General features: G+C 71.1%; 21 protein-coding genes and 1 pseudogene. 10 read left to right on the top strand and 12 right to left on the bottom strand.

The genetic code is table 11. From position 1 onward, the window contains the following. Positions 1-30 precede the first annotated feature (30 nt). The 4 genes from ABZS51_RS03590 to ABZS51_RS03575 are packed head-to-tail and all read right to left on the bottom strand — an operon-like array spanning position 31 to position 4612. Positions 31-1542, bottom strand: a complete 1512-nt coding sequence (locus ABZS51_RS03590) for a family 43 glycosylhydrolase (protein ID WP_355435695.1) — start codon at positions 1540-1542, stop codon at positions 31-33. After that, a complete protein-coding gene (locus ABZS51_RS03585) occupies positions 1539-2381 on the bottom strand; it encodes a carbohydrate ABC transporter permease (protein WP_310712074.1) in 843 nt (280 codons plus the stop codon). Before ABZS51_RS03585 ends, ABZS51_RS03590 begins: the two co-directional genes overlap by 4 nt. A gap of 3 nt (positions 2382-2384) precedes the next feature. Continuing rightward, the gene (locus ABZS51_RS03580) at positions 2385-3326 is read right to left on the bottom strand and encodes a sugar ABC transporter permease (RefSeq protein ID WP_355435691.1); all 942 of its coding nucleotides are present in this window, start codon (positions 3324-3326) and stop codon (positions 2385-2387) included. Positions 3327-3328: 2 nt separating this feature from the next. Beyond that, on the bottom strand, positions 3329-4612 hold the full coding sequence (locus ABZS51_RS03575) for a sugar ABC transporter substrate-binding protein (protein WP_355435688.1): 1284 nt from the start codon (positions 4610-4612) through the stop codon (positions 3329-3331). Positions 4613-4893: 281 nt separating this feature from the next. Here ABZS51_RS03575 and ABZS51_RS03570 point away from each other — a divergent pair, with 281 nt between their 5' ends. Then, a complete protein-coding gene (locus ABZS51_RS03570; protein ID WP_355435685.1) occupies positions 4894-5958 on the top strand; it encodes a LacI family DNA-binding transcriptional regulator in 1065 nt (354 codons plus the stop codon). 7 nt (positions 5959-5965) lie between these two features. Here the strand turns inward: ABZS51_RS03570 and ABZS51_RS03565 are convergent, their stop codons facing one another. The 3 genes from ABZS51_RS03565 to ABZS51_RS03555 form a co-directional block, all read right to left on the bottom strand. Beyond that, positions 5966-6184 (bottom strand): cold shock domain-containing protein, encoded by a 219-nt coding sequence (locus ABZS51_RS03565; RefSeq protein ID WP_310712079.1) that lies wholly within the window; start codon positions 6182-6184, stop codon positions 5966-5968. A 71-nt stretch (positions 6185-6255) separates the two neighbouring features. Next, a complete protein-coding gene (locus ABZS51_RS03560; RefSeq protein WP_355435681.1) occupies positions 6256-7212 on the bottom strand; it encodes a YafY family protein in 957 nt (318 codons plus the stop codon). A 49-nt stretch (positions 7213-7261) separates the two neighbouring features. Beyond that, entirely contained in the window at positions 7262-9100 is a 1839-nt protein-coding gene (locus ABZS51_RS03555; protein WP_355435678.1) for a DUF2264 domain-containing protein, read from the bottom strand. A gap of 257 nt (positions 9101-9357) precedes the next feature. Here ABZS51_RS03555 and ABZS51_RS03550 point away from each other — a divergent pair, with 257 nt between their 5' ends. The 4 genes from ABZS51_RS03550 to ugpC are packed head-to-tail and all read left to right on the top strand — an operon-like array spanning position 9358 to position 13516. Beyond that, positions 9358-10614, top strand: coding sequence for an ABC transporter substrate-binding protein (locus ABZS51_RS03550; protein ID WP_355435676.1), 1257 nt, complete (start codon positions 9358-9360; stop codon positions 10612-10614). Further along, positions 10611-11516, top strand: coding sequence for a sugar ABC transporter permease (locus ABZS51_RS03545; protein WP_355435673.1), 906 nt, complete (start codon positions 10611-10613; stop codon positions 11514-11516). Before ABZS51_RS03550 ends, ABZS51_RS03545 begins: the two co-directional genes overlap by 4 nt. Then, positions 11516-12346 carry a carbohydrate ABC transporter permease gene (locus ABZS51_RS03540; RefSeq protein WP_355435670.1) on the top strand — a complete coding sequence of 277 codons (831 nt, stop codon included), beginning with the start codon at positions 11516-11518 and terminating at the stop codon, positions 12344-12346. The genes ABZS51_RS03545 and ABZS51_RS03540 overlap by 1 nt, the downstream gene beginning before the upstream one ends. Positions 12347-12355: 9 nt before the next feature. Next, positions 12356-13516 (top strand): sn-glycerol-3-phosphate ABC transporter ATP-binding protein UgpC, encoded by a 1161-nt coding sequence (gene ugpC, locus ABZS51_RS03535; protein WP_355435667.1) that lies wholly within the window; start codon positions 12356-12358, stop codon positions 13514-13516. A gap of 9 nt (positions 13517-13525) precedes the next feature. On the opposite strand, the gene ABZS51_RS03530 is transcribed toward ugpC, so the two are convergent. Further along, positions 13526-14170 carry a TMEM175 family protein gene (locus ABZS51_RS03530; RefSeq protein ID WP_355435664.1) on the bottom strand — a complete coding sequence of 215 codons (645 nt, stop codon included), beginning with the start codon at positions 14168-14170 and terminating at the stop codon, positions 13526-13528. Positions 14171-14385: 215 nt separating this feature from the next. On the opposite strand from ABZS51_RS03530, the gene ABZS51_RS03525 reads away from it, so the two are divergent. Next, positions 14386-15162, top strand: coding sequence for an SDR family oxidoreductase (locus ABZS51_RS03525; RefSeq protein WP_355435861.1), 777 nt, complete (start codon positions 14386-14388; stop codon positions 15160-15162). 51 nt (positions 15163-15213) lie between these two features. Here ABZS51_RS03525 and ABZS51_RS03520 read toward each other — a convergent pair whose 3' ends face one another. Genes ABZS51_RS03520 through ABZS51_RS03510 form a run of 3 tightly spaced genes read right to left on the bottom strand, consistent with a single transcriptional unit; the run spans position 15214 to position 17360 of the window. Beyond that, positions 15214-16488 carry a cytochrome P450 gene (locus ABZS51_RS03520; RefSeq protein WP_355435661.1) on the bottom strand — a complete coding sequence of 425 codons (1275 nt, stop codon included), beginning with the start codon at positions 16486-16488 and terminating at the stop codon, positions 15214-15216. Position 16489: 1 nt separating this feature from the next. Continuing rightward, positions 16490-16690: a ferredoxin gene (locus ABZS51_RS03515; RefSeq protein WP_355435658.1), complete on the bottom strand. Its 201-nt coding sequence runs from the start codon at positions 16688-16690 to the stop codon at positions 16490-16492. Positions 16691-16712: 22 nt separating this feature from the next. Next, positions 16713-17360 carry a TetR/AcrR family transcriptional regulator gene (locus tag ABZS51_RS03510; protein WP_355435655.1) on the bottom strand — a complete coding sequence of 216 codons (648 nt, stop codon included), beginning with the start codon at positions 17358-17360 and terminating at the stop codon, positions 16713-16715. 263 nt (positions 17361-17623) lie between these two features. Between ABZS51_RS03510 and ABZS51_RS03505 the strand changes: the two genes are divergently transcribed. Together ABZS51_RS03505 and ABZS51_RS03500 are read left to right on the top strand one after the other, a co-directional pair. Beyond that, positions 17624-18379: a class I SAM-dependent methyltransferase gene (locus ABZS51_RS03505; RefSeq protein ID WP_355435652.1), complete on the top strand. Its 756-nt coding sequence runs from the start codon at positions 17624-17626 to the stop codon at positions 18377-18379. A 22-nt stretch (positions 18380-18401) separates the two neighbouring features. Beyond that, positions 18402-18539, top strand: a pseudogene (locus ABZS51_RS03500) (IS3 family transposase); the annotation flags it as partial. A gap of 162 nt (positions 18540-18701) precedes the next feature. Here the strand turns inward: ABZS51_RS03500 and ABZS51_RS03495 are convergent. Then, the gene (locus ABZS51_RS03495; RefSeq protein ID WP_355435649.1) at positions 18702-19313 is read right to left on the bottom strand and encodes a TetR/AcrR family transcriptional regulator; all 612 of its coding nucleotides are present in this window, start codon (positions 19311-19313) and stop codon (positions 18702-18704) included. Positions 19314-19427: 114 nt separating this feature from the next. Between ABZS51_RS03495 and ABZS51_RS03490 the strand changes: the two genes are divergently transcribed. Both ABZS51_RS03490 and ABZS51_RS03485 read left to right on the top strand, forming a co-directional pair. Further along, entirely contained in the window at positions 19428-20864 is a 1437-nt protein-coding gene (locus ABZS51_RS03490) for an MFS transporter (RefSeq protein WP_355435646.1), read from the top strand. Next, the gene (locus ABZS51_RS03485) at positions 20861-21961 is read left to right on the top strand and encodes a Gfo/Idh/MocA family oxidoreductase (RefSeq protein ID WP_355435643.1); all 1101 of its coding nucleotides are present in this window, start codon (positions 20861-20863) and stop codon (positions 21959-21961) included. The genes ABZS51_RS03490 and ABZS51_RS03485 overlap by 4 nt, the downstream gene beginning before the upstream one ends. Positions 21962-21968 lie beyond the last annotated feature (7 nt).

Below are 21968 nucleotides of genomic sequence, written 5' to 3'. Positions count from 1 at the left end.
CGCGCGCGCGGATGATCCCGAACCGCTTCGTCATGGCCGGGGGCCGGCGTAGGCGTCGTCGGCCTCGTACCGGACGGAGCCGACGTGGACGGTGCCGCTGAGGGCGCGGACGCCGGCGGTCCGGCCGGTGAACCCGCCGGCCACCTCGGTCGACAGGTACCGGCCGTCGAAGCGCGCGAGCGTCACGCCGCGGCCGTCGCGGACCACCGACAGCGCGATGTCGTCGGGGCCGCCGTGGGTGGGGGGCTCCGACGCGATCCGTACCGTCGGCGCCGGGCCGAGGCCGGTCGCGGCCTCGCCGACGCGGGACTCCAGCGGGCCGATGCGCAGCACCGCGTGCGCGGAGCCGTCCGCGGCTCGCAGCTCGCACCAGTGCTGGTCGTCGAGCCGCAGCAGGACGCCGGCCGCGCCGCCGGAGGTGTCCAGCGTGACGTCCAGGCGCCAGCGCTCGTCGGTCACGCGGGCCATCAGGGCGCTGACGTTCCCGCTGGGGCAGGTCGCCGGGGCCAGCGTCACCCCGGGCCCGGTGGCGGTGACGAACTCCTGGAGGGGGGCGCCGGGGGAGACCCAGCGCGGGTGGAGCCCGGGTCCGGCGAACGTGTCCACGAACGAGCGGTCGGGGATCTCGCAGGCGAAACGGTCCTCGTCGAAGCGGGGCCACCCGTCGATCCAGTCCACACCGGCCAGGAACGTCTCGCGCCCGTTGACGTGGAACATCGGCGTCGTCCCGCGCGGGCGGACGCCGAGGTACACCGCCGCCCACCCCCCGTCGGGGGTTTCGACGAGGTCGGCGTGCCCCGTGTTCTGCACCGGATGGGTGGTGCTGCGGTGCGAGAAGACGGGATTGGCGGGGGCGGGCTGGAACGGGCCCTCGGCGTTGCGGGAGCGGGCGACGCAGACGCCATGACCGCGCTCCGTGCCGCCCTCGGCGATCATCAGGTACCACCAGCCGTCGCGCCGGTAGAGATGGGGCGCCTCGGGGAAGGCCAGGCCGGTTCCCCGCCACACCAGCCTCGGCTCCTCCAGCGCCACCGCCCGCTCCAGGTCGACGCGGGCCTGGGCGATGCCCTCCATGCCGGGCCGCGTCGAGCAGTACGTGACGTAGCAGGTGCCGTCGTCGTCCCAGGCCAGATCCGGGTCGATGCCCTCCAGGCCGTCGATCACCACGGCCGGGGCCCACGGGCCGGCCGGGTCCGTCGCCGACGTCAGCAACTGGCCGCCGCCCGAGGAGACGTCCGTCGTGATCAGCCAGAACCGGCCCGCGCGGAAACGCAGCGTCGGAGCGTAGATGCCCCTGCTCGCGCCCGCCTGTCCCGCCCGGAACCGACCGGCGCCGGTCAGGGCGTTGCCGATCTGGGTCCACCGGACCAGATCGGCGCTGTGCCAGACCGGGACGCCGGGGGAGTACTCGAACGAGGAGTTGACCAGGTAGTAGTCCTCGCCCACCCGGCAGACGCTCGGGTCGGGATGGAACCCGCCGATGACGGGATGCGTGCCGGCGACCTCGCGGCGCCGGTCCTGGGATGCTTCGAAGGTGGTCATTTGATTCCGGTCGCCGCGATTCCTTGGATGAAGTAGCGCTGCAGGGCCACGAAGAGCAGCAGCACGGGAGTGATGACGAGCACGGAGCCGGCCAGCAGGACCCCGTAGTTCGTCGCGTTCTGCCCCACCGAGTACAGGGAGAGCGCGACGGGGAGCGTGTACATGTCCTCGGTCTGCGCGACCACGAGCGGCCACAGGAAGTTGTTCCACGAGCCGAGGAAGGTGAGGATGGCGAGCGTCGCCAGCGCCGGGCCGCAGAGGGGGAGGATGACGCGCGCGAAGATGCGCACCTCACCGGCGCCGTCGATGCGGGCGGCCTCGATGAGCGAGTCGGGTATCTCGCTGATGAACTGGCGCATGAGGAAGACGCCCATCGGTCCCGCGAGGAACGGCAGGATCAGCGCGGGATAGGTGCTGACCATCCCGAGCTTGCTGACCACGACGAACAGCGGGACGAACGTGACGACTCCGGGGACCATGAGCGTGGTCAGGACGAGCACGAAGACGACGCGCTTGCCGGCGAAGTCCAGCTTCGCCAGCGCGTAGCCGACCATGGAGCAGAACAGGAGCGTCCCGAGGACCGTGAAGCCGGCCACGACGACGCTGTTGACGAAGAACGTCGGGAAGTTCAGCCGGCCGAACCACGTCCCGAAGTTGTCCGGCGTGAACGTCTCGGGCCACCACGTGGGCGGGCGCCTCAGCAGCTCGGACTGGGTCTTCACCGAGCCGAGATACATCCAGGCGAACGGGACGAGCGTGGCCACGACGGCGGCGACGAGGACGACGTACACGAGGGTCCGGCCCGCGCTGATCCGCCGTCGTGGGGACTGTGTCGTCACGGGTCACTCCTTGGTGCGGAAGGCTCGGAACTGCACGACGCTCAGCAGCGCGATGGCGACGAAGAGCACGTAGCTGGCCGCCGACGCGGTGCCGTAGTTGCCGAACCCGAACTGGTTGTAGGTGAAGTAGCTGATCGACAGCGTGGAGTCCAGCGGGCCTCCCTTCGTCATGACGAACGGCTCCTCGAAGAACTGCAGGAACCCCACGGACAGCAGCACGGCGCCGAGGAGCAGCGTCGGGCGCAGCATCGGGAGCGTCACCCGGGCGAAGCGCTGCCACGCGCCGGCCCCGTCGGCCGAGGCCGCCTCCAGGACGTTGGCGGGGATGCCCTGGAGCCCGGCGAGGAAGATGATCATAAGGGTGCCCATGTTCCGCCAGACGGCCATGAGGATCATGGCGGGCATCGACCAGAGCGGGTCGTTGAGCCAGTCCGGGCCGTGCACCCCGAGGGCGCCGAGCACGGTGTTCAGCAGGCCGTCCGGCTGCAGGATGAACCGCCACACCACCGCGACCGCCACGATGCTGGTGATCACGGGGGCGTAGAAGCCGACGCGGAACGCCGTGCGGAACCGGGTGATCCCGTTGTTGAGCGCCACGGCGAGGGCCAGGGCGACGATCATCGTGAGCGGGATGCCCGCCGCCACGAAGTACACGGTGTTCAGCAGCGACCGTACGAACTGCTGGTTCTCGAACAGCCGGACGTACTGGTCCACCGCGACGAACTCGACGGCCAGCGGGTTCTCGATGTCGCTGTTGCGGAAGTCGGTGAAGGACATCACGAACGAGGAGACGAGCGGGAACACCATGAAGACGGCGAAGCTCAGGACGAACGGCAGGGCGAACAGGTAGGCCACCGCCGTCATCCGCCGGCGACGCGCCCTGCCCGGGTCGTCGCCGGCGGAGCGCGAGGGCGCCCCGGTGCCCGCGGCTCGGGTCACGGCCATGCCTACTCGCCGGTCCCCAGCGAGTCCGCGGTGGACTGGAGCTGCCGGACCGCGTCCTGCGGGCTCTTGCCGCCGCGGAACACCCGCTCGATCTCCGTGTCGGCCGCCGCCGACACCTGCGTCCACGTGGTCAGGACCGGAGCCGTCTTCGTGCTCTTGAGCTGCTCACCGAACACGGACACCTTCGGGTCGGCGGTCAGCGCGGGGTCCTTCCACGCCGACTGCCGCGACGGGAGGTCGTTGACGGTCTTGAACCACTCGACCTGGACGTCGGGCTGTGTGAGCCACTGCACCAGCTTCCACGCCGCGTCCGGGTTCTTGGAGTTCTTGAACACGGCGAGGTTGGCGCCCGCCGCGAACGAGGTGGACGTCCCGCCCGGCGGGGCCGGGATCGGGGCCACCGCGAACTTGTCCTCGAATCCGGCGCCGCCCGCGGTCTTCAGTCCCGGGATGTCCCAGGGGCCGCTGATGAACATCGGGACGGAGCCGTTGACGAAGGCGGAGGCGGTGGAGCCCGTCTCCGCGTCCGGGTTCTTGTTGGCGATGCCCTCCTTGAAGAAGCCGCTCAGGTACTCGAGGGCCTCGACCGTTCTGGGGGTGTCGAAGGTCCACTTGGTCTGGTCGGCGTTCATGAAGTCGGCCCCGTTCGACCACACGAACGGCAGATTGTTCAGGAACGCGTTCCATCCTCCGGAGGGAAGCGTGACGCCGTACTTGGCGCCGGCCTTGTCCTGGTACGCCGCCGCGAGCGCCTTGAAGCCCTGCCAGTCCTTCGGGAAGCTGTCGAACCCCGCCTTCTTCATCAGGTCGGTGCGGTAGAAGAGCACCCGGGTCTCCACGTACCAGGGCACGCCCAGGCGCGCGCCGCCGATGTCGGTGGTCTGGAGCGAGACCGGGAAGATGTCGCCGGTGTCGATGTCGGCGGGCGCCGGGCGCAGCGCCGACGCGAACGTCGGCATCCAGTCGGTGCCCAGCATGCCGATGTCGGGAGTCGTCCCCCCGGCTATGGCCGTCTGGTACTTGTTCTGCGCCGAGTCCCACGGGATGGCGGTGACCTTGACGTCGACGCCGGGGTTCTTGTCCTTGAAGGGCTTGAGGAAGCCGGCGAGCGCCTCACCCTCCGTGCCCTGCGCCCAGACGGTGATGGTGCCGGTGGCCGGGCCGTTCGTCAGGCGGCTCGCCGGTGCGTCGCTCTGCGGGCGGTCGTTCGAGCGTCCGCAGCCGCTGAGCGCCAGGGCGAGCGTCGCGGTGACGGCCGTGGCCGCCGCCAGGTTCCTTCGGATCATCTGTCGTTCCCCTTCGTGCATGGGGGGTTGCTACGGGGCGCACGATCGTGCTCATGTGCTGGCTGGACTCCGTGCGGTGCGGTAATCTAAGCGCATAACATTTACGGTGGCAAGCACTCTCACCAGCGAACCCACCCGACCGTTATGGCGGTCCGGGCCGCCGGTGATCCAGTACTGTTACGGCGGAAACCGACTGCCGACCCGGATCGGACCACGGATCGGACCCGGCATGGATACGGCATCGGATCCGGCATGGGATCGTCGCCGGGGGAGGAGCGGACGTGGCGAGACGCCCGACGGTTTACGACGTCGCCCAGCTCGCTGGGGTGTCGATCGCGACGGTCTCCTTCGCGTTCACCAAGCCGGAGCGCGTGAAGTCGGAGACCCTGCGGGCGGTCCTGCGCGCCGCGGACTCCATCGGCTACGTGCCGAGCGCCAACGCCCGCGGCCTCGCCAAGGGGAAGACGGGGGCGCTGGGGCTGTACGCGTTCGACTACCTCCTCGAGCCGGCCGAGGAGGGTTCCTCCTCCCACGACGCGGCGCGCGTTCCCGACGGGCGGCTGTTCCCGCTGTACTCCGACGAGGTCCAGCGCGGCGTCCAGCTGGAGTGCCGGCGGCGTGGTTACGCCCTGATGCTCGGGTCAGGCCGCAACCCGGGGCATCTGCCGAGCGTCATCGACGTCGCGGGGCGCGTGGACGGCCTCATCGCCTTCGCCGGCGCCGCGCCGGGCACCCTGCTGGAGCAGATCTCGGCCCGGATACCCGTCGTCGAGCTCGGCGGGGAGATCAGGCGTGAGGGCATGCACACGGTCTACGTCGACAACCGTGACGCCATGGCCCGGCTCACGCGGCACCTGCTGGCCGACCACGCCTACCGGCACTTCGCCTACCTCGGCGAGCTGGGCACCCCGGAGTTCGTGGCCCGCTACGAGGGCTTCTCCCAGGCCCTCCACGAGGCGGGGATCGCCCCGCCCCCTCCGCTGAGCAGCCACCCGGGCGACGACCAGACGACCGTCGACACCGTCCGCTCCCTGCTCGGCGGCCCGCCCCTCCCACGGGTCCTGGTGTGCGCGACCGACCAGGAGGCTCTCGTCGCGATCGACGTGCTCCGGAGCGAGGGGATCGGAGTGCCGTCCCAGGTGGCGGTGACGGGCTTCGACGGCATACTGGCCGGACGCCTGATCACGCCGCACCTGACGACGGTACGGCAGCCGATGGAGCAGATCGGCCGGGTCGCGGTGCGCATCCTCCTCGACGCCCTCCAGACGGGCGAGGGCGCGGACCGCCACGAGGTGCTCACCTCGGCGGTGTGGCCCGGCGGAACCTGCGGCTGCCCCGGCGCCTGACCTCGGCTCACAGCTTGCGGATGTTGAGCGCCACGTACTCGAAGCTGTCCTGGCGGCGCTGCTCCACGTCGAACTCGACCTCGTCCCCCTCCTCCAGCACCCGGTAGCCGTCGCCGACGACGTCGCTGAAGTGCCCCCAGGCGTCACGGCCCGGCGGGAGCTCGGGGGAGGAGATCGCACCCCAGCCCTTCTCGGCCTTCCAGAACTTCACGGTTCCTCGCGTCATGCCCTCACCCTGGCAGGCCCGCCGCCGCGGCCGCGAGCGAATAACCGGCCGAGCGGGACAGGGAGGGCGCGTCAGGCGGGGGTGGCGCGGGACAGCCGGGTGGTCAGGGCACGGATGTACGCGATCAGCTCCGGCGGCTCGTGGACCTCGAAGTCCACGTCGAACATGCCGAGCGTGAGCGCCAGCCACTGCAGCGAGTCGGCCGCCGTGTGCAGGCGGCAGGTGTGCTCGTCCACCACCGTGAGGACCCCGTCCTGGGGGCGCAGCCGCTCCGCCACCGCGGCGAACGGCGCGTGCAGCGTGACCACGGCCCGGTGCCGCGCCAGCGAGGCCGTGACGGACTCGGCGACGTACCGGGCGATGTCCGGCGAGGGCAGCTCCCTGGGCCGGAAGCGCTGCCCGGCCGGCCGCGGCGACGCCATCCGGTCGGCCCGGAACGTCCGCCAGTCCTCGCGGCCCGCGTCCCAGGCCACGAGGTACCACTTGCGCGCCAGATGGACCAGCCGGTACGGCTCCACCAGCCGCGTCCCGCCGTCGCCGTCGCGCTTGCGGTAGGCGAACCCGAGCCGTTCGTGGTCGCGGCACGCCTGCGCGATGACCGTCAGCACGTCCGGGTCGGCGGCCGGCCCCTGGGAGACCAGCGGCACCGTGTAGCTCTGCAACGCGTTGACCTGCCGGCGCAGGCGGCCGGGCAGCACCTGCTCCAGCTTGGCCAGGGCGCGCACCGACGTCTCCTCGATGCCGGCCACCGTGCCGCCCGCGGCTGTGCGCAGGCTGATCGCGATGGCGACCGCCTCCTCGTCGTCGAGCACCAGCGGCGGCATCGCCCTGCCCGCCTCCAGCCGGTAGCCGCCGCCCGTACCCGGTGCGGCCCGCACCGGGTAGCCCAGCTCGCGCAGCCGGTCGATGTCACGGCGCAGCGTGCGCGGGCTGACCCCCAGCCGGGCGGCGAGCTCGGGCCCCGGCCAGCCACGGCAGGTCTGCAGCAGGGACAACAGGCGGATCATGCGGGACGGCGTACTGGCCATGGCCCGAGGATGGCACGCAAAGCGGCCAGGGCCCGTCCGCAATGGGTGGTTATGAGGCCGGCCAGGTGACGCGCTCTCCCGAGGGGTGCTCGCGGACGTAGCCCGGGCTGCGGCCCAGCCGGACCTCGATCCGGCCGCCCTCCGCGTCCTTCCACGTGAAGCCGTCGCGTACCGGCTCCACGACGGGCGGCGGCGTCGACGGCTCGCCCGGACCCAGCCACACCGCCGCGGCGTACAGGGCCTGCCCGCCCGGGTGATCGCCCACCAGGTACGGCGTCGCCGAGTGCTCGCCGACGGCGTTCTGGCCGGTACGGGCCGCGACCCGGGCCCCGTACCAGCCGTGCAGGCCGGTGATGGAGCTGACCAGCGCGCCCGAGGAGACGCGGGACTCCAGGCCGTCGAGCCGGGTGGCGCACGGCTCGTCGCCCGCCAGGGCGTGGCCGCCGTCGCGGACGGCGCTGCCCTCGGGCGCGGCGACGCGGTGGACGCGCACCTCCCACGGCCCGTCGACCACCGACGCGGTCTCGACCGCGACCTCGCCGTCGAAGTACCGGGAGGCGGCGAGCCGGTCGGTCACCACGAGCCGGTCGATGCGCCGCCGTCGCGTGGCGCTCCCGTCGGGGCGGGTGACGGTGAGGTGGCCGTCGATGTTCGCGGCCCGGCCCTCGTCGCCGGTCTCGGGAGCGGTGTGCGTGGAGTAGGCGAACTTGGCGTAGTGCGGGTCGTCGACGGAGCTGTCGCGGTTGTTGTGGTCGCTGCCGTGGTTGATCAGGCGCACGACGCCGCCGGAGCGGTGCAGCAGCCAGCCGGGCGCGGGCATCGCCAGCGTCAGGTCCTCCCGGTCGCCGGAGTCGCCGGCCTCCCCGGCGGGCTCGGTCCAGACGGGGTGATCGGGGCCGAGGAGCAGGCCGGCGAAGCCCTTGCTGGCCCAGTACGGCGAGGCCGGGCCCGAGTAGGGCTGCGTCACGGGCAGGAAGGGCCGGTGCCAGCCGAGGCTGAGCAGCCCGTCGGCGCCCGGGGTCCCGTGGCGCTCGAAGTGGCCGAGGGTCCGGTCGGCCAGCAGCCGGGTCCGGCCGGGGGACAGCGGCGTGGCGTCGAAGATCGCGCCGACCCAGAACGGCGCCACGGTCGCCATCCGGTACGTCAGCGACCGGCCCTGGTGCATCGGCGCGCCGTCCGTGGCGAACAGGTGCTGGTACGTCTCCAGGAACGTGCGCAGCCGCTCGCGGTACACGCCCGGGTCGGCCCCGGACATCCGGGTCCACCACAGCGTGTACAGGTGCATGGCCCAGCCGCAGTAGTAGTCGTAGTTCTGGCCCGCGCCGTCGGTGTACCAGCCGTCGCCGACGTACCACGGCTCGATGTCGGCCAGGTGCCGCTGGATCTCGGCGGGGTCGTGGGGGCCGCCCACGTTGGCGAGGAACTGCTCCACGATCACCTTGAACAGCACCCAGTTGCACGGCGGGGCGTACTTGCCGACGATGCCGCCCAGCCAGGCGACCACGCGCTCCTGCACGGCCGGGTCGAGCCGGTCGAACAGCAGCTCCCGCGTCTCGTGCAGGGCCAGCGCGATCGAGGCGGCCTCCACGATCGTCTGGTGGTGGTCGGCGATGGGCTGCCAGGCGTGCTCGTGGCCGGGGTCGGTGCCGTGGGCCAGGCCCTCGGCGTACCGCTCCAGCAGCCCGCCGGGAGCGGCCTCGGGGTCGCCGGCGGCGCGGAACGCGGCGAGCAGGAACGTGCGCGCGAACCCCTCCAGCCCGTCGGACTCGGGGCCGGAGGCGCTCGTGCGGCCCGGCAGCCGGTACTGGGCGAAGCCCGGGGTGGCGTAGGGGACCACGGCCTCCAGCAGCCGATCCGCCACCGACACCCAGTGTTCGCGGGATCCCACAGTGCTCCTCCGGCCTTGGTAAGCGCTTTCCAACCTTCAGGTGACCCTATGGACCGGCCGCCCCGGCCGTCAAGGGCGCCGACCGGCTCGTGTTCAGCATGGTGGCACGACCACGAAAAGCGCGATCGACACTTCACGATCCACCACGACGGCGTTCGGACAGGCCCGACCGTCCTTTGTGGGCGAATCGATCGTACTTTTGGCAGGCGATTGACTACTCATGGTGATATGCGCAGGCAGGCGGGTAGGCCCTGACCGTGACGAGGAGGACCGGGAGACGGGGGGCCGCGGCCGTGCTGCTGGCGGGGGCCGTGTTCCTGCCGGCCGCCTGCTCCGGCGCGGGCGGCCGGAGCGTCCCGCTGGTCAACCTCTACAACGCGCCGCAGGAGAACCTCGCCGCCATCGTCGCCCGCTGCAACGTCCAGGCCCGCGGCCGCTACCGCATCCTGCTCAACACCCTGCCCCGCGACGCCGACGGCCAGCGCGAGCAGCTCGTGCGCCGGCTCGCCGCCGCCGACCCCGGCCTGGACGTGCTCGGCCTCGACGTCACCTGGACGGCCGAGCTGGCCGAGGCCCGCTGGATCCGCGAGTGGACCGGCGAGCACGCCCGGCTGGCCCGCGCGGGCACGCTGGCCAAGCCCCTCGACACCGCCACCTGGCGGGGCAGGCTGTACGCGGCGCCGTACAACACCAACGTGCAGCTCCTGTGGTACCGCTCCGACCTGGTGCCGCGGGCGCCCCGCACGTGGGGCGAGATGGCGAGCGCCGCCGCCGGCCTGGCGGCGCGCGGCAAGCCGCACTACGGCGAGGTGACCGGCGCCCAGTACGAGGGCCTGGTCGTCTGGTTCAACAGCCTCGTCGCCTCCGCCGGCGGGCGCATCCTCGACCCCGGCGGCACCCGGGTGGCGCTCGGGCCGCCCGCCCTGGAGGCGCTCACGGCGATGCGCGACTACGCCCGCTCCCCGGCCGCCGACCCGTCGCTGTCCAACACGCAGGAGGACTCCGCGCGGCTGGCCATGGAGGGCGGCCGGGCCGCGTTCGAGGTGAACTGGCCGTTCGTGTACGCCTCGATGGCCGCCAACAAGCCGGAGCTGCTGCCGCACTTCAAGTGGGCGCCCTACCCGGGCATCCGCGGCGCGGGCGCCTCGCCGCTGGGCGGCGGCAACTTCGCGGTCAGCTCGTACTCGCGGCACCCCGAGCAGGCGTTCCAGGCGGCGCTGTGCCTGCGCGACCCGGTCAGCCAGCGCATCGCCGCGGTCAAGGACGGGCTGCCGCCCACCATCGAGGCGGTGTACCGGGACCCCGCCATGGCCGGGCCGTACCCGATGCGCCAGGCCATCCTCGACGCGCTGAGGACGGCCGCGCCCCGGCCCAAGACGCCCACGTACCAGAACGTCTCCACGACGATCTCCGCGGCGCTGTCGCCGCCCGCCTCCGTCGACCCGCCCGTCACGCTCGCCGGGCTGCGCGAGCAGATCTCCCTCGCGCTGCGCAGCCAGGGGGTGCTCCCGTGAGCGCGACGGCCAAGGACGGGCGCCGGCCGCTCACCGAGGGACAGCGGGCCGAGCGGCGGCTCGGGCTGTTGCTGTGCGCGCCCGCCGCGTTCGTCATGGTGGTGGTCACCGGCTGGCCGATCGTCTACTCGGTGCTGCTCTCGCTGCAGCGCTACGACCTGCGCTTCCCCGCCGCCAGGGCCTGGGTCGGCCTGTCCAACTACGCCACCGTGCTGACCAGCTCCGTGTGGTGGAACGCCTTCTGGGTGACCCTGGTGATCACCGTCGTCAGCGTCGCGATCGAGCTGGTGCTCGGCATGCTGCTGGCGTTCGCGATGTACCGGGCGCTGGTCGGGCGCGGCCTGGTCCGCACGGTCGTGCTCATCCCGTACGGGATCGTCACGGTCGCCGCCGCCTACGGCTGGAAGTACGCCTGGACGCCCGCCACCGGCTGGCTGGCCGGCCTGCTGCCCGAGGGGACGGCCCCGCTGACCGAGCGCGGCCCGGCCATCGCGATCATCATCCTGGCGGAGGTGTGGAAGACCACGCCGTTCATGGCGCTGCTGCTCATGGCCGGCATGGCCGTGGTGCCCGAGGAGCTGCTGCGCGCCGCGTCGATGGACGGGGCCGGTCGCTGGCAGCGGTTCACGCGGGTGACGCTGCCGCTGATGAAGCCGGCGATCCTGGTCGCGCTGCTGTTCCGCACGCTCGACGCGTTCCGCATCTTCGACAACATCTACGTGCTGACCAACGGCTCCCAGAACACCTCCTCCGTCTCGGTCAGCGCCTACCACAACCTCATCGGCGGTCTGAACCTCGGCATCGGCTCCACCATGTCCGTGCTCATCCTCGTCACCGTCGCGATCATCGCGGTGATCTTCATCCTGGGGTTCGGCACGGCCGCGCCCGGAAGCGAGCGGTGATGGAGGCCGGCCGCCGGAACGTCTCCGGCTGGACCGTCGCCAACGTCGTGGTCGTCCTGTACGCGATGATCCCGGTGCTGTGGATCGCGTCGCTGTCGTTCAAGGATCCCAGCACGTTCACCGACGGCTCGTTCATCCCGCGCAGGTGGACGATCGACAACTACACCGGCATCTTCGCCAACACCGACTTCGTGCGCGGCCTGATCAACTCCATCGGGATCGGGCTGATCTCCACGCTCGTCGCCATCGTGTTCGGCACCATGGCCGCCTACGCCGTCGCCCGGCTCGCCTTCCCCGGCAAGCGGCTGCTCATCGGCGTGTCGCTGCTGATCGCGATGTTCCCGCAGATCTCCCTGGTCAGCCCGCTGTTCCAGATCGAGCGGGCGCTCGGGCTGTTCAACACCTGGCCGGGGCTCATCATCCCGTACATCACGTTCGCGCTGCCGCTGACGATCTACACGCTGTCGGCGTTCTTCCGCGAGATCCCGTGGGAGCTGGAGAAGGCGGCCAAGATGGACGGCGCGACGCCGTTCCAGGCGTTCTGGCAGGTGATCGTGCCGCTCGCGGCGCCCGGCATGGTGACGACCGCGATCCTCGCGTTCATCTTCTGCTGGAACGACTTCCTGTTCGCCATCTCCCTGACCTCCTCCGACGCCGCCAGGACCGCGCCGGCGACGATCTCGTTCTTCACCGGCAGCAGCCAGTTCGAGGACCCGACGGGCTCCATCTCGGCGGCGGCCGTGGTCATCACCATCCCCATCGTGATCTTCGTGCTGTTCTTCCAGCGGCGGATCGTGGCCGGGCTGACCTCCGGGGCGGTGAAGGGATGACGCGACGCCATGGCTGAGATCGTGCTCGACCACATCACCAAGAGGTACGCCGACGGCACCGTGGCCGTCGACGACTTCGACCTCCGCATCGCCGACCACGAGTTCGTGATCCTCGTCGGGCCGTCGGGCTGCGGCAAGTCCACCACCCTCAACATGATCGCGGGCCTGGAGGACATCACCGACGGCGAGCTGCGCATCGACGGGCGCCGCATGAACGAGAAGGCGCCGCGCGACCGTGACATCGCGATGGTCTTCCAGTCGTACGCGCTCTACCCGCACATGACGGTCCGCGAGAACATCGCCTTCCCGCTCAAGCTCGCCAAGATGGACAGGGCGGCGATCCAGGAGCGGGTGGAGCGGGCCGCCGGGCTGCTCGACCTCGCCCCGTACCTGGACCGCAAGCCCGCGGCCCTGTCCGGCGGGCAGCGGCAGCGCGTGGCGATGGGCCGGGCCATCGTGCGCGACCCCAAGGCGTTCCTCATGGACGAGCCGCTCTCCAACCTGGACGCCAAGCTGCGGGTGCAGATGCGCACGTCCATCTCGCGGCTGCAGAAGAGCCTCGGCACGACCACCGTGTACGTCACCCACGACCAGACGGAGGCCATGACCCTCGGCGACCGGATCGTCATCATGCGCGCCGGGCTCATCCAGCAGATCGGGCCGCCGCAGGAGCTCTACGACCACCCGCGCAACCTGTTCGTGGCCGGGTTCATCGGCTCGCCGTCGATGAACGTCCTGCCGGCGCGCCTGGAGGAGGGCGCGCTGCGCACGGCCATCGGCGACATCCCGCTGCGCGGCCGGCTGGGCCAGGCCGCGCGGGGCCGGGACGTGCCGCGCGAGGTCATCGCCGGCATCCGGCCGGAGTCGTTCGAGGACGCGGCCCTGGTCCACGACGCGGACGGGGGCGGCACGTTCACCGGGACCGTGGACCTGCTGGAGTCGATGGGGCCGGAGAAGCTCGCCTACTTCACGCTCGGCGCCGCCGCGGTCCGCTCGGAGCACCTGGCGGACACGGGCGGCGAGGAGGCGACGGAGGGCACCCAGCTCGTGGCGCAGCTCGACCCGAAGTCACGGGCCCGCCGGGGGGAGCCGCTGCGGCTCTGGTACGACACGCAGGCCGTTCACCTGTTCCATCCCGAGACGGGGGAGAACCTCACCGAGCGCGCCTGACGCGGACGCTCACGCGCGTGCCGCGAAGCGCCGTCCCGACACGCTCCCCACCACCGGGCTGAGCACCCACAGCAGCGGCACGCCGTCCACCAGCCAGGTCAGCCCCGCGGTGAGCAGCCAGAACGCCCCCACCACCATGAGCGTGGCGGCCTGCACCCGCATCGCCGCCGCGTCCGCCCCCGGCCGCAGCACCTGGTCACGCAGGATCGCCCGCAGCAGCGCCGCCTGCGCGAACAGCAGCGCCGCCACCGCGCCGACGAACAGGCAGACGGTCAGCGGGTTGCCCGCCGACTCGCCGATCAGCCCCGTGGCGTACGGCAGCAGCACGACCACGATGAGCAGCGGGACGTGCCTGGCCATGATGCGGGGCGAGACCCGGACGACCATGTCGAAGGTGCGGTGATGCTCCCGCCAGACGCCCCACAGGATGAGGAAGGCGATGACGAAGGCCAGCCACGTGCTCCAGTTGTCGCCCAGGAAGTCCCACAGCCGGGCCGCGCGGGCCATCCGCGACCCTTCGCCCTCGGCCACGTTCGCGGGCGGGCGGGGGATCTCCACGGCCAGCAGCGTCATCGCGATCGCGAACACGGCGTCCACGAACATCGCCACCCGCTCGTGCGTCATCCCCGGCGCGACCGCGTCCCCCTCGCCCATGCCACCCCCCTGGTCACCGAGCGTAACGACGAGGCGGGTCGTCGCGGTGCAACGGTGAGCCAACCGGGCCCCAATCCATGGCAGATCGACAGGAGGCGCACCTGCCCGTGCGCGACGACGACCTCGACGGGTACGCCGCCCCGGTGGCCGTCCAGGTCCGCACCGCCTGATCCGTCTCTCACCGCTTCGGGGCCGTCCTCTAGAGTGCGGGCGTGATGTCGCAGACGTACCTCTCCGAACTGTTCTCCCTGGACGACAGGGTCGCCATCGTGACCGGCGGGAGCTCCGGCATAGGCCGGGGCATCGCCGGGGCCCTGGCTCGCGCCGGCGCGCGCGTCGTGGTCGTGGCGCGCAGGCAGGCCGAGCTGGCCGCCACGGTGGACGAGCTGACCGCCGGCGGCTGCCGCGCCGCCTGGGTCAGCGCGGACCTCAGCACCCGCGACGGCGTGCGGGCGGCGGCCGAGCAGGCGGCCGGGGTGTTCGGCGAGCCCGACATCCTGGTCAACAGCGCCGGGATCAACCTGCGCCCGCCGATGAACGAGATGACCGACGACGTCTGGGACATCACGATGACGGTCAACCTGGAAGCGCCCTACCTCCTCGGCCGGCGGTTCGGCCCCGGCATGGCGGAGCGCGGCTTCGGGCGGATCATCCACGTCAGCTCGCAGCAGGCGCACCGCGCGTTCGTGCAGAGCGGCGTGTACGGGGTCTCCAAGGGCGGGCTGGAGTCGCTGGCGCGCTCGCAGGCCGAGGCGTGGTCGGCTCACGGCGTCACCTGCAACACGCTCGTGCCCGGGTTCGTGATGACGCCGCTCAACGCACGGCTGTCGTCCGACCCCGAGAAGGTGGCCGAGCTGGCGGCCCGCACCATGGTCGGCCGCAACGGGCTGGCCGAGGACTTCGCGGGCGCGGCGGTGTTCCTGGCCGGCCGCGGCTCCGCGTACGTCACCGGGCAGTCGATCTTCGTGGACGGCGGCATGTCCGTCCACTGAGGACTCCGGACCGCCCGCCGGTGCGGGCGGTCCAGGGCCGTGCGCGGCCTGTCAGCCGATGCGCAGCGGCAGCGTCCGCGGCCCGCGGACCTGGCCCGCCGCCCAGCTCACCGCCGCCGGGTCCGCCAGCTCGAACACCGGGACGCGCTCCAGCCACACCTCCAGCGCCAGCCGCAGCTCCATGCGCGCCAGGTGCGAGCCCACGCACCGGTGGATGCCGAGGCCGAACGCCACGTGCCGGTTGACCTCGCGGTCGATGACCACCTCGCCGGCCCGGTCGAACTGCGCCGGGTCACGGTTGGCCGCCGGGAACGACAGCAGCACCCAGTCGTCGGCCTTCATGTCGACGCCGTTCCACCGCATGTCGTCCTTGACCAGCCGCGCCATCGTGACCGGCGCGTAGACCCGCAGCAGCTCCTCCATCGCGGTCGGCAGCAGACCCGGCTCGGCGACCAGCCGCTCCCGGTCGGCCGGCGTCCTGGCCAGGTGCCACAGCGACGCGCCGATCGCGCTCCAGGTGGTGTCGATGCCGGCGATGAGCAGCAGCGCCATCGTCCCGGCCACGTGGGACGGCTCCAGCTTGCGGCCGTACAGCTCCGCCTCGATGAGGTACGTCGTCAGGTCGTCGCGCGGACGGGCGACGTGCTCGCGGATCTGCTGGAGCAGGTAGTCGAACAGCTCGTCCATCCGCTCGATGCGCTCATCGGGCGGCCGGTTGACGCCTTCGAGGGAGTTCTCGATGAACTCGCGGAAGCGCGGCCCGTCCTCGGGCGGGAAACCGAGCATGTCGGCGATGACCCGTACCGGGATGTGCTGGGCGTAGTCGCGGGCGGCGTCCACGACGTCGCGCCCCTCCAGCGCGTCGATGAGCTCGTGGCACAACGCCCGCGTCGCCGCCTCCCGCTTCGAGACCGCGGTCTTGGTGAACGCGGGGAGCAGCAGCTTGCGGGCGTCGTGGTGGAACGGCGGGTCGGAGGAGATCGGCGGCACGCCGCCCACCGGAGCGATCTCGGGGGGCGGCCGGAAGTTGCTCATGACGATCGCCCGCGAGGAGAAGTGCTCGGTGTCGTAGGCGATCGCGGCGACGTCCTCGTAGCGCGTCGGCAGCCAGCCACCGCCGAACCGCTCGGTGTGCGCGATCGGGCACCGCTGCCGCAGGTCGTCCTGGATCGGGTACGGGTCCGCCGCCCACTCCGGCTCCATGTGGGAGAAGTCGGTGGCCCAGTCCGAAACCGGGCCGATGACCGGGTCGGTACGGGTCCCCGGGGGCGGCTCGTCGCCGCGCGGCTCCCGGAAGTCCTCGGTGAAGCGGTCGTCGACGGTCATCTCACGCCTCCTGTAACAGGTCGATCGCGCGTTCGGGACAGTTGGACACCGCCAGGCGGGCCGCGCGGTCCTCGCCGGGCGGCACGGCCCCGTCGCCGGCGAGGTGCCCGTAGCCCTCGTCGTCCTCCTTGAAGATGCCGGGGGCGAGCGTGTAGCAGCGGCCGTGCCCCTGGCAGCGCTCGGAGTCGATCTGCACTTTCACCGCGTCGCTCTCCTCTGTTCGTTCATTCGTCGGTGTCGGACGGCGCTTCGGACGGCGCTTCGGACGGCGCTTCGGACGGCGCTTCGGACGGGGCGAGGGCGGTCACGACGCGGGTGAGCAGCGTGGCCCACTCTTCGTCGCCCACCGTGTGCAGGTCCGGAGTGACGAGCGAGCTGCCCATCGCCAGGAGGAGGCAGAAGTGGGCCAGCGCGTTCGGCGACAGCGCGGGGTCCAGCTCGCCGCCGTGCTGGGCGGCGCGGACGAGCGTGGCGACCCAGTCGGCGCGCTCGCCGACGTAGTCGCGCATGGGCCGGGCGACCTCCTCGTCCCGGCGGGCCGCGACCAGCGCCTGCACGATGAGGTGCCCGCTCGGGTCGCGGCGGCGGGGCAGCCAGCGGCCGATGACCAGCAGCAGGTCGGTGGCGGACCGGTCGGGGTCGGCCGCGAACAGGTCGGCCAGCAGCCGCCGCCCGTGCGCGCGCAGCGCCGCGACGAGCAGCTCTGCCTTCGACCCGAAGTGCGCGTAGAGGGCGCCGTTGCTGACGCCCGCGGCGGCGGCGATGTCGGCCACGCGCGTGCCGTCGTACCCACGCTGCCCGAACACGTCGGCGGCGGCACGCAGCAGCCGCTCCCGCGTCTCGGCGGCGGTGACACCGGCGATGCGCCCCATGAACGAATTAAAAGATCGTTCATTTAACACGTCAAGAGCAGAAGTGAGATCTCCTCACTTGTCTGGGCGCCTTCGAGTTGGCAGTACGGCACGGAAGTTGTGCTTGAGTCGGGGATGTGCGCGTTGAGGAAGCGAGGAGCGGCTACTTCGACCCGGCTCGATCTGCTTCATCTTCGCTGGTGAAGGTGTCAGGCCGTCTGCATGCTTGATCCATATCCGCCGTATGTCTGTGCCGCCGAGACTGCTGGGCCAAAATGACCTGCATGCCCACCAAGCCCGAAGATCACGTTGAGACCGCACACCCGTCCCGATTCAACGACTATGACCGTCTCGCCGAGGGGTACGCGGCCGAGAACGAGACGAGCCTCCTGAACGCGTACTACGAACGGCCCGCGATGCTGGAGCTCGCCGGGGACGTGGCCGGCCGGCGGATCCTCGACGCCGGCTGCGGCTCGGGTCCCCTGTTCTTCGCGCTGCGCGATCGAGGCGCCATCGTGACCGGCATCGACGCGAGTGCCGGGATGCTGGAGCTGGCCCGACGGCGGCTGGGCCCCGACGCGGATCTGCGGGTCGCCGACCTGGCCGGCCCGCTGCCCTTTCCCGACGGCGCGTTCGACGACGTCATCGCGTCCCTGGTGCTGCACTACCTGGAGGACTGGGGACCGACACTGGCCGAGCTGCGACGCGTGCTGAGGCCTGGCGGCCGACTCCTCGTCTCGGTCGACCATCCTTTCGTGATCCCCCTCATGCGTCACAGGGCCGGGGAAAAGCCCAGCTATTTCGGAACCCGTAACCGGATCGAAGAATGGACCATGGGTGGGCAGACCGCCCGGATGAGCTTCTGGGACCGGCCGCTGCACGCGATGACCGAGGCCTTCACCGCGGCCGGCTTCCGCATCAGCGTCATCAGCGAACCGCCGTTTGTGCCGGAAGCCCGCGAACTGTTCCCCGAGGAGTTCCGCGAGATCACCGGCACGAGGTTCCTGGGCTTCTTGTTCTTCGTTCTAGACGCCGGCTGACGGCGCCTCGTAACGATCAATTGCGGTCTTTCACAGCGACAACGGCGGGCAGGACTGCTCGCGGGAGTTCGCGCGAGTATGTCGCAGGCTGGGGGTCACCCGCTCGCGCGGCGCGGTCGGGACCAGCGCAGACAACGCGGCGGCCGGGTCGTTCAACGCGGCCGGTACTGGGTGAACATGTCGATCAGCGGGCCGATGGGCAAAGCGGGCCTCGGTCGGACGGCGGAAGTGCCGATCGGGGTTGATCGCGTAACGGTATCCGGTATCGCCAACGGCTGTCCGCAGGTTCCTTACCCGGGCCTCGCTCGACAAGCCTGACTGGTCACCGACTCGGTGGCGGCTCTGCTCGCCGCGTGGGCCCCAACGAACCGATGACCAGGTCGATCAGCGCGCCGATCTGCTTGTGGGAGTACGCGCCCAGATGCAGGAGCAGCCGGTAGTAGATCGGTCCGTACAGCAGGTCGACGGCCATATCCAGATCCGCGTCAGGAGCGAGCTGCCCCTGCTCCCGCGCGAGGCGCAACCGCTCTCGCGCGGCCTCGATCCTGGGTCCGAGCAGCTGCTCGAGCAGATCGCGCGCGAGCGCCTCGTCGTGCTGGGTCTCGGCGATGATCCCGGTGTAGACGGTGGCGCGAGGGCCGGTCATGAAGTAGTCGACCACGGCGGTCATCTGGTTCCTGAGGTCGGTGACGATGTCGCCGGTATCGGGAAACTGGGTCACCTCGCCTACCATCTCCACCATCGCCTCCAGGACGACGGCACCCTTTGCCGGCCACCACCGGTAGATCGTCTTCTTGCTGACCCCCGCGCGCGCGGCGATGGCCTCTACCGTCACCTTGCCGTAGCCCACCTCGACGCATAGCTCCATGGCGGCGGCCAGGATCGCCCGATGGCTCTTCTCGCTGCGTCGTTGCAGGTTAGGTGACGTTTCCATGACGCCAGACTACCAGGAAACGGAACGTGTCGTGTTGACAGAAAGCCGAGACAGTTCCACACTTCTGAGACACGATACGTGTCGTGTCCTTCAATACCGGAAAGTGAGCGATCCATGAACCGATGGGCAGCACTCCTGGTGCTGTGCGTGATGCAACTCATGATCATCCTCGATGGGACGATCGTCACTGTCGCCCTTCCCACCGTCCAGAACGACCTGCACTTCTCCCAGAGCGGCCTGTCCTGGGTGGTGAACTCCTATCTGATCGCGTTCGCCGGCCTGCTCCTGCTGTCGGGCCGCCTCGGCGACCTGCTGGGCGGCAAGCGGGTGTTCCTCGGCGGCATGACCGTGTTCACCCTCGCCTCGCTGCTGTGCGGCCTGGCCACCGGTCAGGACATGCTGATCGCGGGCCGGGCCCTGCAGGGGATCGGGGCCGCACTGGCCTCGGCGGTGATCCTCGGCATGATCATGAAGCTGTTCCCGGAACCCGGCGAGCAGGCCAGGGCCATGGGGATCTACAGCTTCGTCTCAGCCGGAGGCGCCTCAGCCGGGCTGATCAGCGGCGGCCTCATCACAGAAGCACTCGGCTGGCACTGGGTGTTCCTCATCAACCTGCCGATCGGCGCTCTGGCCCTGATCGCCGGCATCCGACTGCTCACTGCGGAGGAGCCACTCGGGCTGCGCGCAGGGGCCGACGCCGTCGGCGCAGTCCTGGTCACCGCGGGCCTGTCACTAGGCGTCTTCACCATCTCGCAGATCTCCGAGGGGCATCGGAGTGCCGGCGAGCTGATCGCGTACGGCGTGACGGCCCTCGTCCTGCTGGCCGCGTTCGTCGTGCGCCAGGCCAAGGCGGCCCGGCCCCTGCTGGCGTTGCGGATCTTCCGCAACCGTGAGACAACCGGCGCCAACATCGTGGTGGTGCTGGTCTTCGCCGCCGGATTCGGCTTCCAGTTCCTCAACGCCCTGTACCTGCAGCGGGTGCTCGGGTACGACTCCATGCAGACCGGCCTGGCCTTTCTGCCCGCCCCGCTGGTGATCGGCACCGTGTCGCTGTTCTTCTCGGCCCGGCTCACCGCACATTTCGGCACCCGCCGCGTGCTGCTGACGGGCCTGCTCGCCCTCGGCCTCGGTCTGCTGCTCCTCAGCCGGGCGCCGGTGGACGGCGACTACTGGATCGACATCGCCCCGACGCTGTTCATCCAGGGGCTCGGCATGGGCCTCGCCGTCCCGGCAGTGATCATGCGCGCCATGTCGAACGTCTCTCCCGCCGACGCCGGTCTCGCCTCTGGCCTGAACAACACCGCCCAGCAGGCCGGGGCTGCGGTCGGCCTCGCCGTACTGGCGACAGTGGCCACCGGGCGCAGCAACACCCTGGCCGCCCAGGGCGTGCAGACCGTGACAGCTTTGCGCGACGGCTACAGCCTGGCCTTCCTGGTCGCCGCCGTCCTGGTGTTCCTCGGCTGGGTCGTGACCTGGTTCGTCCTCAAGGACACCCCCAAGAAGCTGTACGGCGAAGCCGCCACCGAGGCGCCTCTGGTGGCAGCCCGATGAGCACTTCCCGACCCATCCGAGTCGGAGTGGTCGGCGGGCACGCGACGCGCGGCTGGGCGCGAGCCGTGCACCTGCCCGCACTCGCGGCGCTGCCCGACTACGAGATCACCGCGATCGCCGGCACCAGCATGGAGTCCGCCGACGCCGCGGCCGGGGTCTGGGGCGCCTCCCACGCCTTCGACGACCCGTACGCACTCATGACCCACCACGAGGTCGACCTGGTCACCATCGCGGTGCAACTGACCAGGCGCGACGGGCTCGTGGAGGCCGCCATCGCGGCGGGCAAGCACGTCTACAGCGAATGGCCGCTGGCCCTGTCCGCCACCATCGCCGAAGACTTCCGCTCGCTTGCGGACAAGGCAGGTGTACGGCACGCGGTTGGCCTGCAGACCAGGAACCATCCCGCGATCCGCTATCTGGGCGACCTGCTGGCGGAAGGCAAGGCAGGCGAGATGCTGTCGGCCTCGCTCACCTACTCGCTAGCGGCGCCGGAGGTGTGGTCGCAGCGGTATGCGACGCTGTTCGACCACACCAAGGGAGTGAACCATCTCGCTGTGGTAGGCGGGCACTCCATCGACATGTTCCGATCCGCCGTGGGCGACATCACCGAACTGTCGGCGACGCTGGCGACCCGCATCACTTCCATCACGCTGGAGGAGACCGGCGAGCGAATCGAGGTGACCTCGCCCGACCAGATCGCGGTCAGCGGCCTCCTGGAGTCCGGCGCTGCGGTGTCCGTGCACCTCATGACCGGCGGCCCCAGCGGCGAAGGCTTCAGGATCGAGGTGCACGGGCGGGCCGGGCGGCTGGTCCTGTCCTCGGCGGACGATTCGCTGGTCGGCCCGGAGTTCACCCTGCACTTCGCCGACGGCACCGGCGCCCCGGTCGAGTTGCCCGTACCGGACCACTATTCCCGTGTCCTGCCTGACGCTCCGCCCGCCGTACGCAATGTCCACCAGGTCTACGCCGATCTGGCGCGCGCGATCCGCAGCGGCGTCCCGATCGAGCCCGACTTCGCCACCGCGGCCGGCACACATCGGATTCTCGACGCCATCAAGCGCGCCGCAGAAACCGGTGAACGGCAGCGCCTGACGTGAAACGCTC

The sequence above is a fragment of the Nonomuraea sp. NPDC005501 genome, from assembly GCF_040605905.1.
GTDB lineage: Bacteria > Actinomycetota > Actinomycetes > Streptosporangiales > Streptosporangiaceae > Nonomuraea.
Note: the sequence above shows the minus strand (reverse complement) of the source record. Positions and strands in the feature narration are given on the sequence as shown.

Excerpts from the sequence above, each read along its gene's own strand:
- ABZS51_RS03590 (WP_355435695.1), bottom strand. The coding sequence starts at position 1,542 with ATGACCACCTTCGAAGCATCCCAGGACCGGCGCCGCGAGGTCGCCGGC.
- ABZS51_RS03580 (WP_355435691.1), bottom strand. The coding sequence starts at position 3,326 with ATGGCCGTGACCCGAGCCGCGGGCACCGGGGCGCCCTCGCGCTCCGCC.
- ABZS51_RS03575 (WP_355435688.1), bottom strand. The coding sequence starts at position 4,612 with ATGATCCGAAGGAACCTGGCGGCGGCCACGGCCGTCACCGCGACGCTC.
- ABZS51_RS03565 (WP_310712079.1), bottom strand. The coding sequence starts at position 6,184 with ATGACGCGAGGAACCGTGAAGTTCTGGAAGGCCGAGAAGGGCTGGGGT.
- ABZS51_RS03560 (WP_355435681.1), bottom strand. The coding sequence starts at position 7,212 with ATGGCCAGTACGCCGTCCCGCATGATCCGCCTGTTGTCCCTGCTGCAG.
- ABZS51_RS03540 (WP_355435670.1), top strand. The coding sequence starts at position 11,516 with ATGGAGGCCGGCCGCCGGAACGTCTCCGGCTGGACCGTCGCCAACGTC.
- ugpC (WP_355435667.1), top strand. The coding sequence starts at position 12,356 with ATGGCTGAGATCGTGCTCGACCACATCACCAAGAGGTACGCCGACGGC.
- ABZS51_RS03530 (WP_355435664.1), bottom strand. The coding sequence starts at position 14,170 with ATGGGCGAGGGGGACGCGGTCGCGCCGGGGATGACGCACGAGCGGGTG.
- ABZS51_RS03525 (WP_355435861.1), top strand. The coding sequence starts at position 14,386 with ATGTCGCAGACGTACCTCTCCGAACTGTTCTCCCTGGACGACAGGGTC.
- ABZS51_RS03520 (WP_355435661.1), bottom strand. The coding sequence starts at position 16,488 with ATGACCGTCGACGACCGCTTCACCGAGGACTTCCGGGAGCCGCGCGGC.
- ABZS51_RS03510 (WP_355435655.1), bottom strand. The coding sequence starts at position 17,360 with ATGGGGCGCATCGCCGGTGTCACCGCCGCCGAGACGCGGGAGCGGCTG.
- ABZS51_RS03505 (WP_355435652.1), top strand. The coding sequence starts at position 17,624 with ATGCCCACCAAGCCCGAAGATCACGTTGAGACCGCACACCCGTCCCGA.
- ABZS51_RS03495 (WP_355435649.1), bottom strand. The coding sequence starts at position 19,313 with ATGGAAACGTCACCTAACCTGCAACGACGCAGCGAGAAGAGCCATCGG.
- ABZS51_RS03490 (WP_355435646.1), top strand. The coding sequence starts at position 19,428 with ATGAACCGATGGGCAGCACTCCTGGTGCTGTGCGTGATGCAACTCATG.
- ABZS51_RS03485 (WP_355435643.1), top strand. The coding sequence starts at position 20,861 with ATGAGCACTTCCCGACCCATCCGAGTCGGAGTGGTCGGCGGGCACGCG.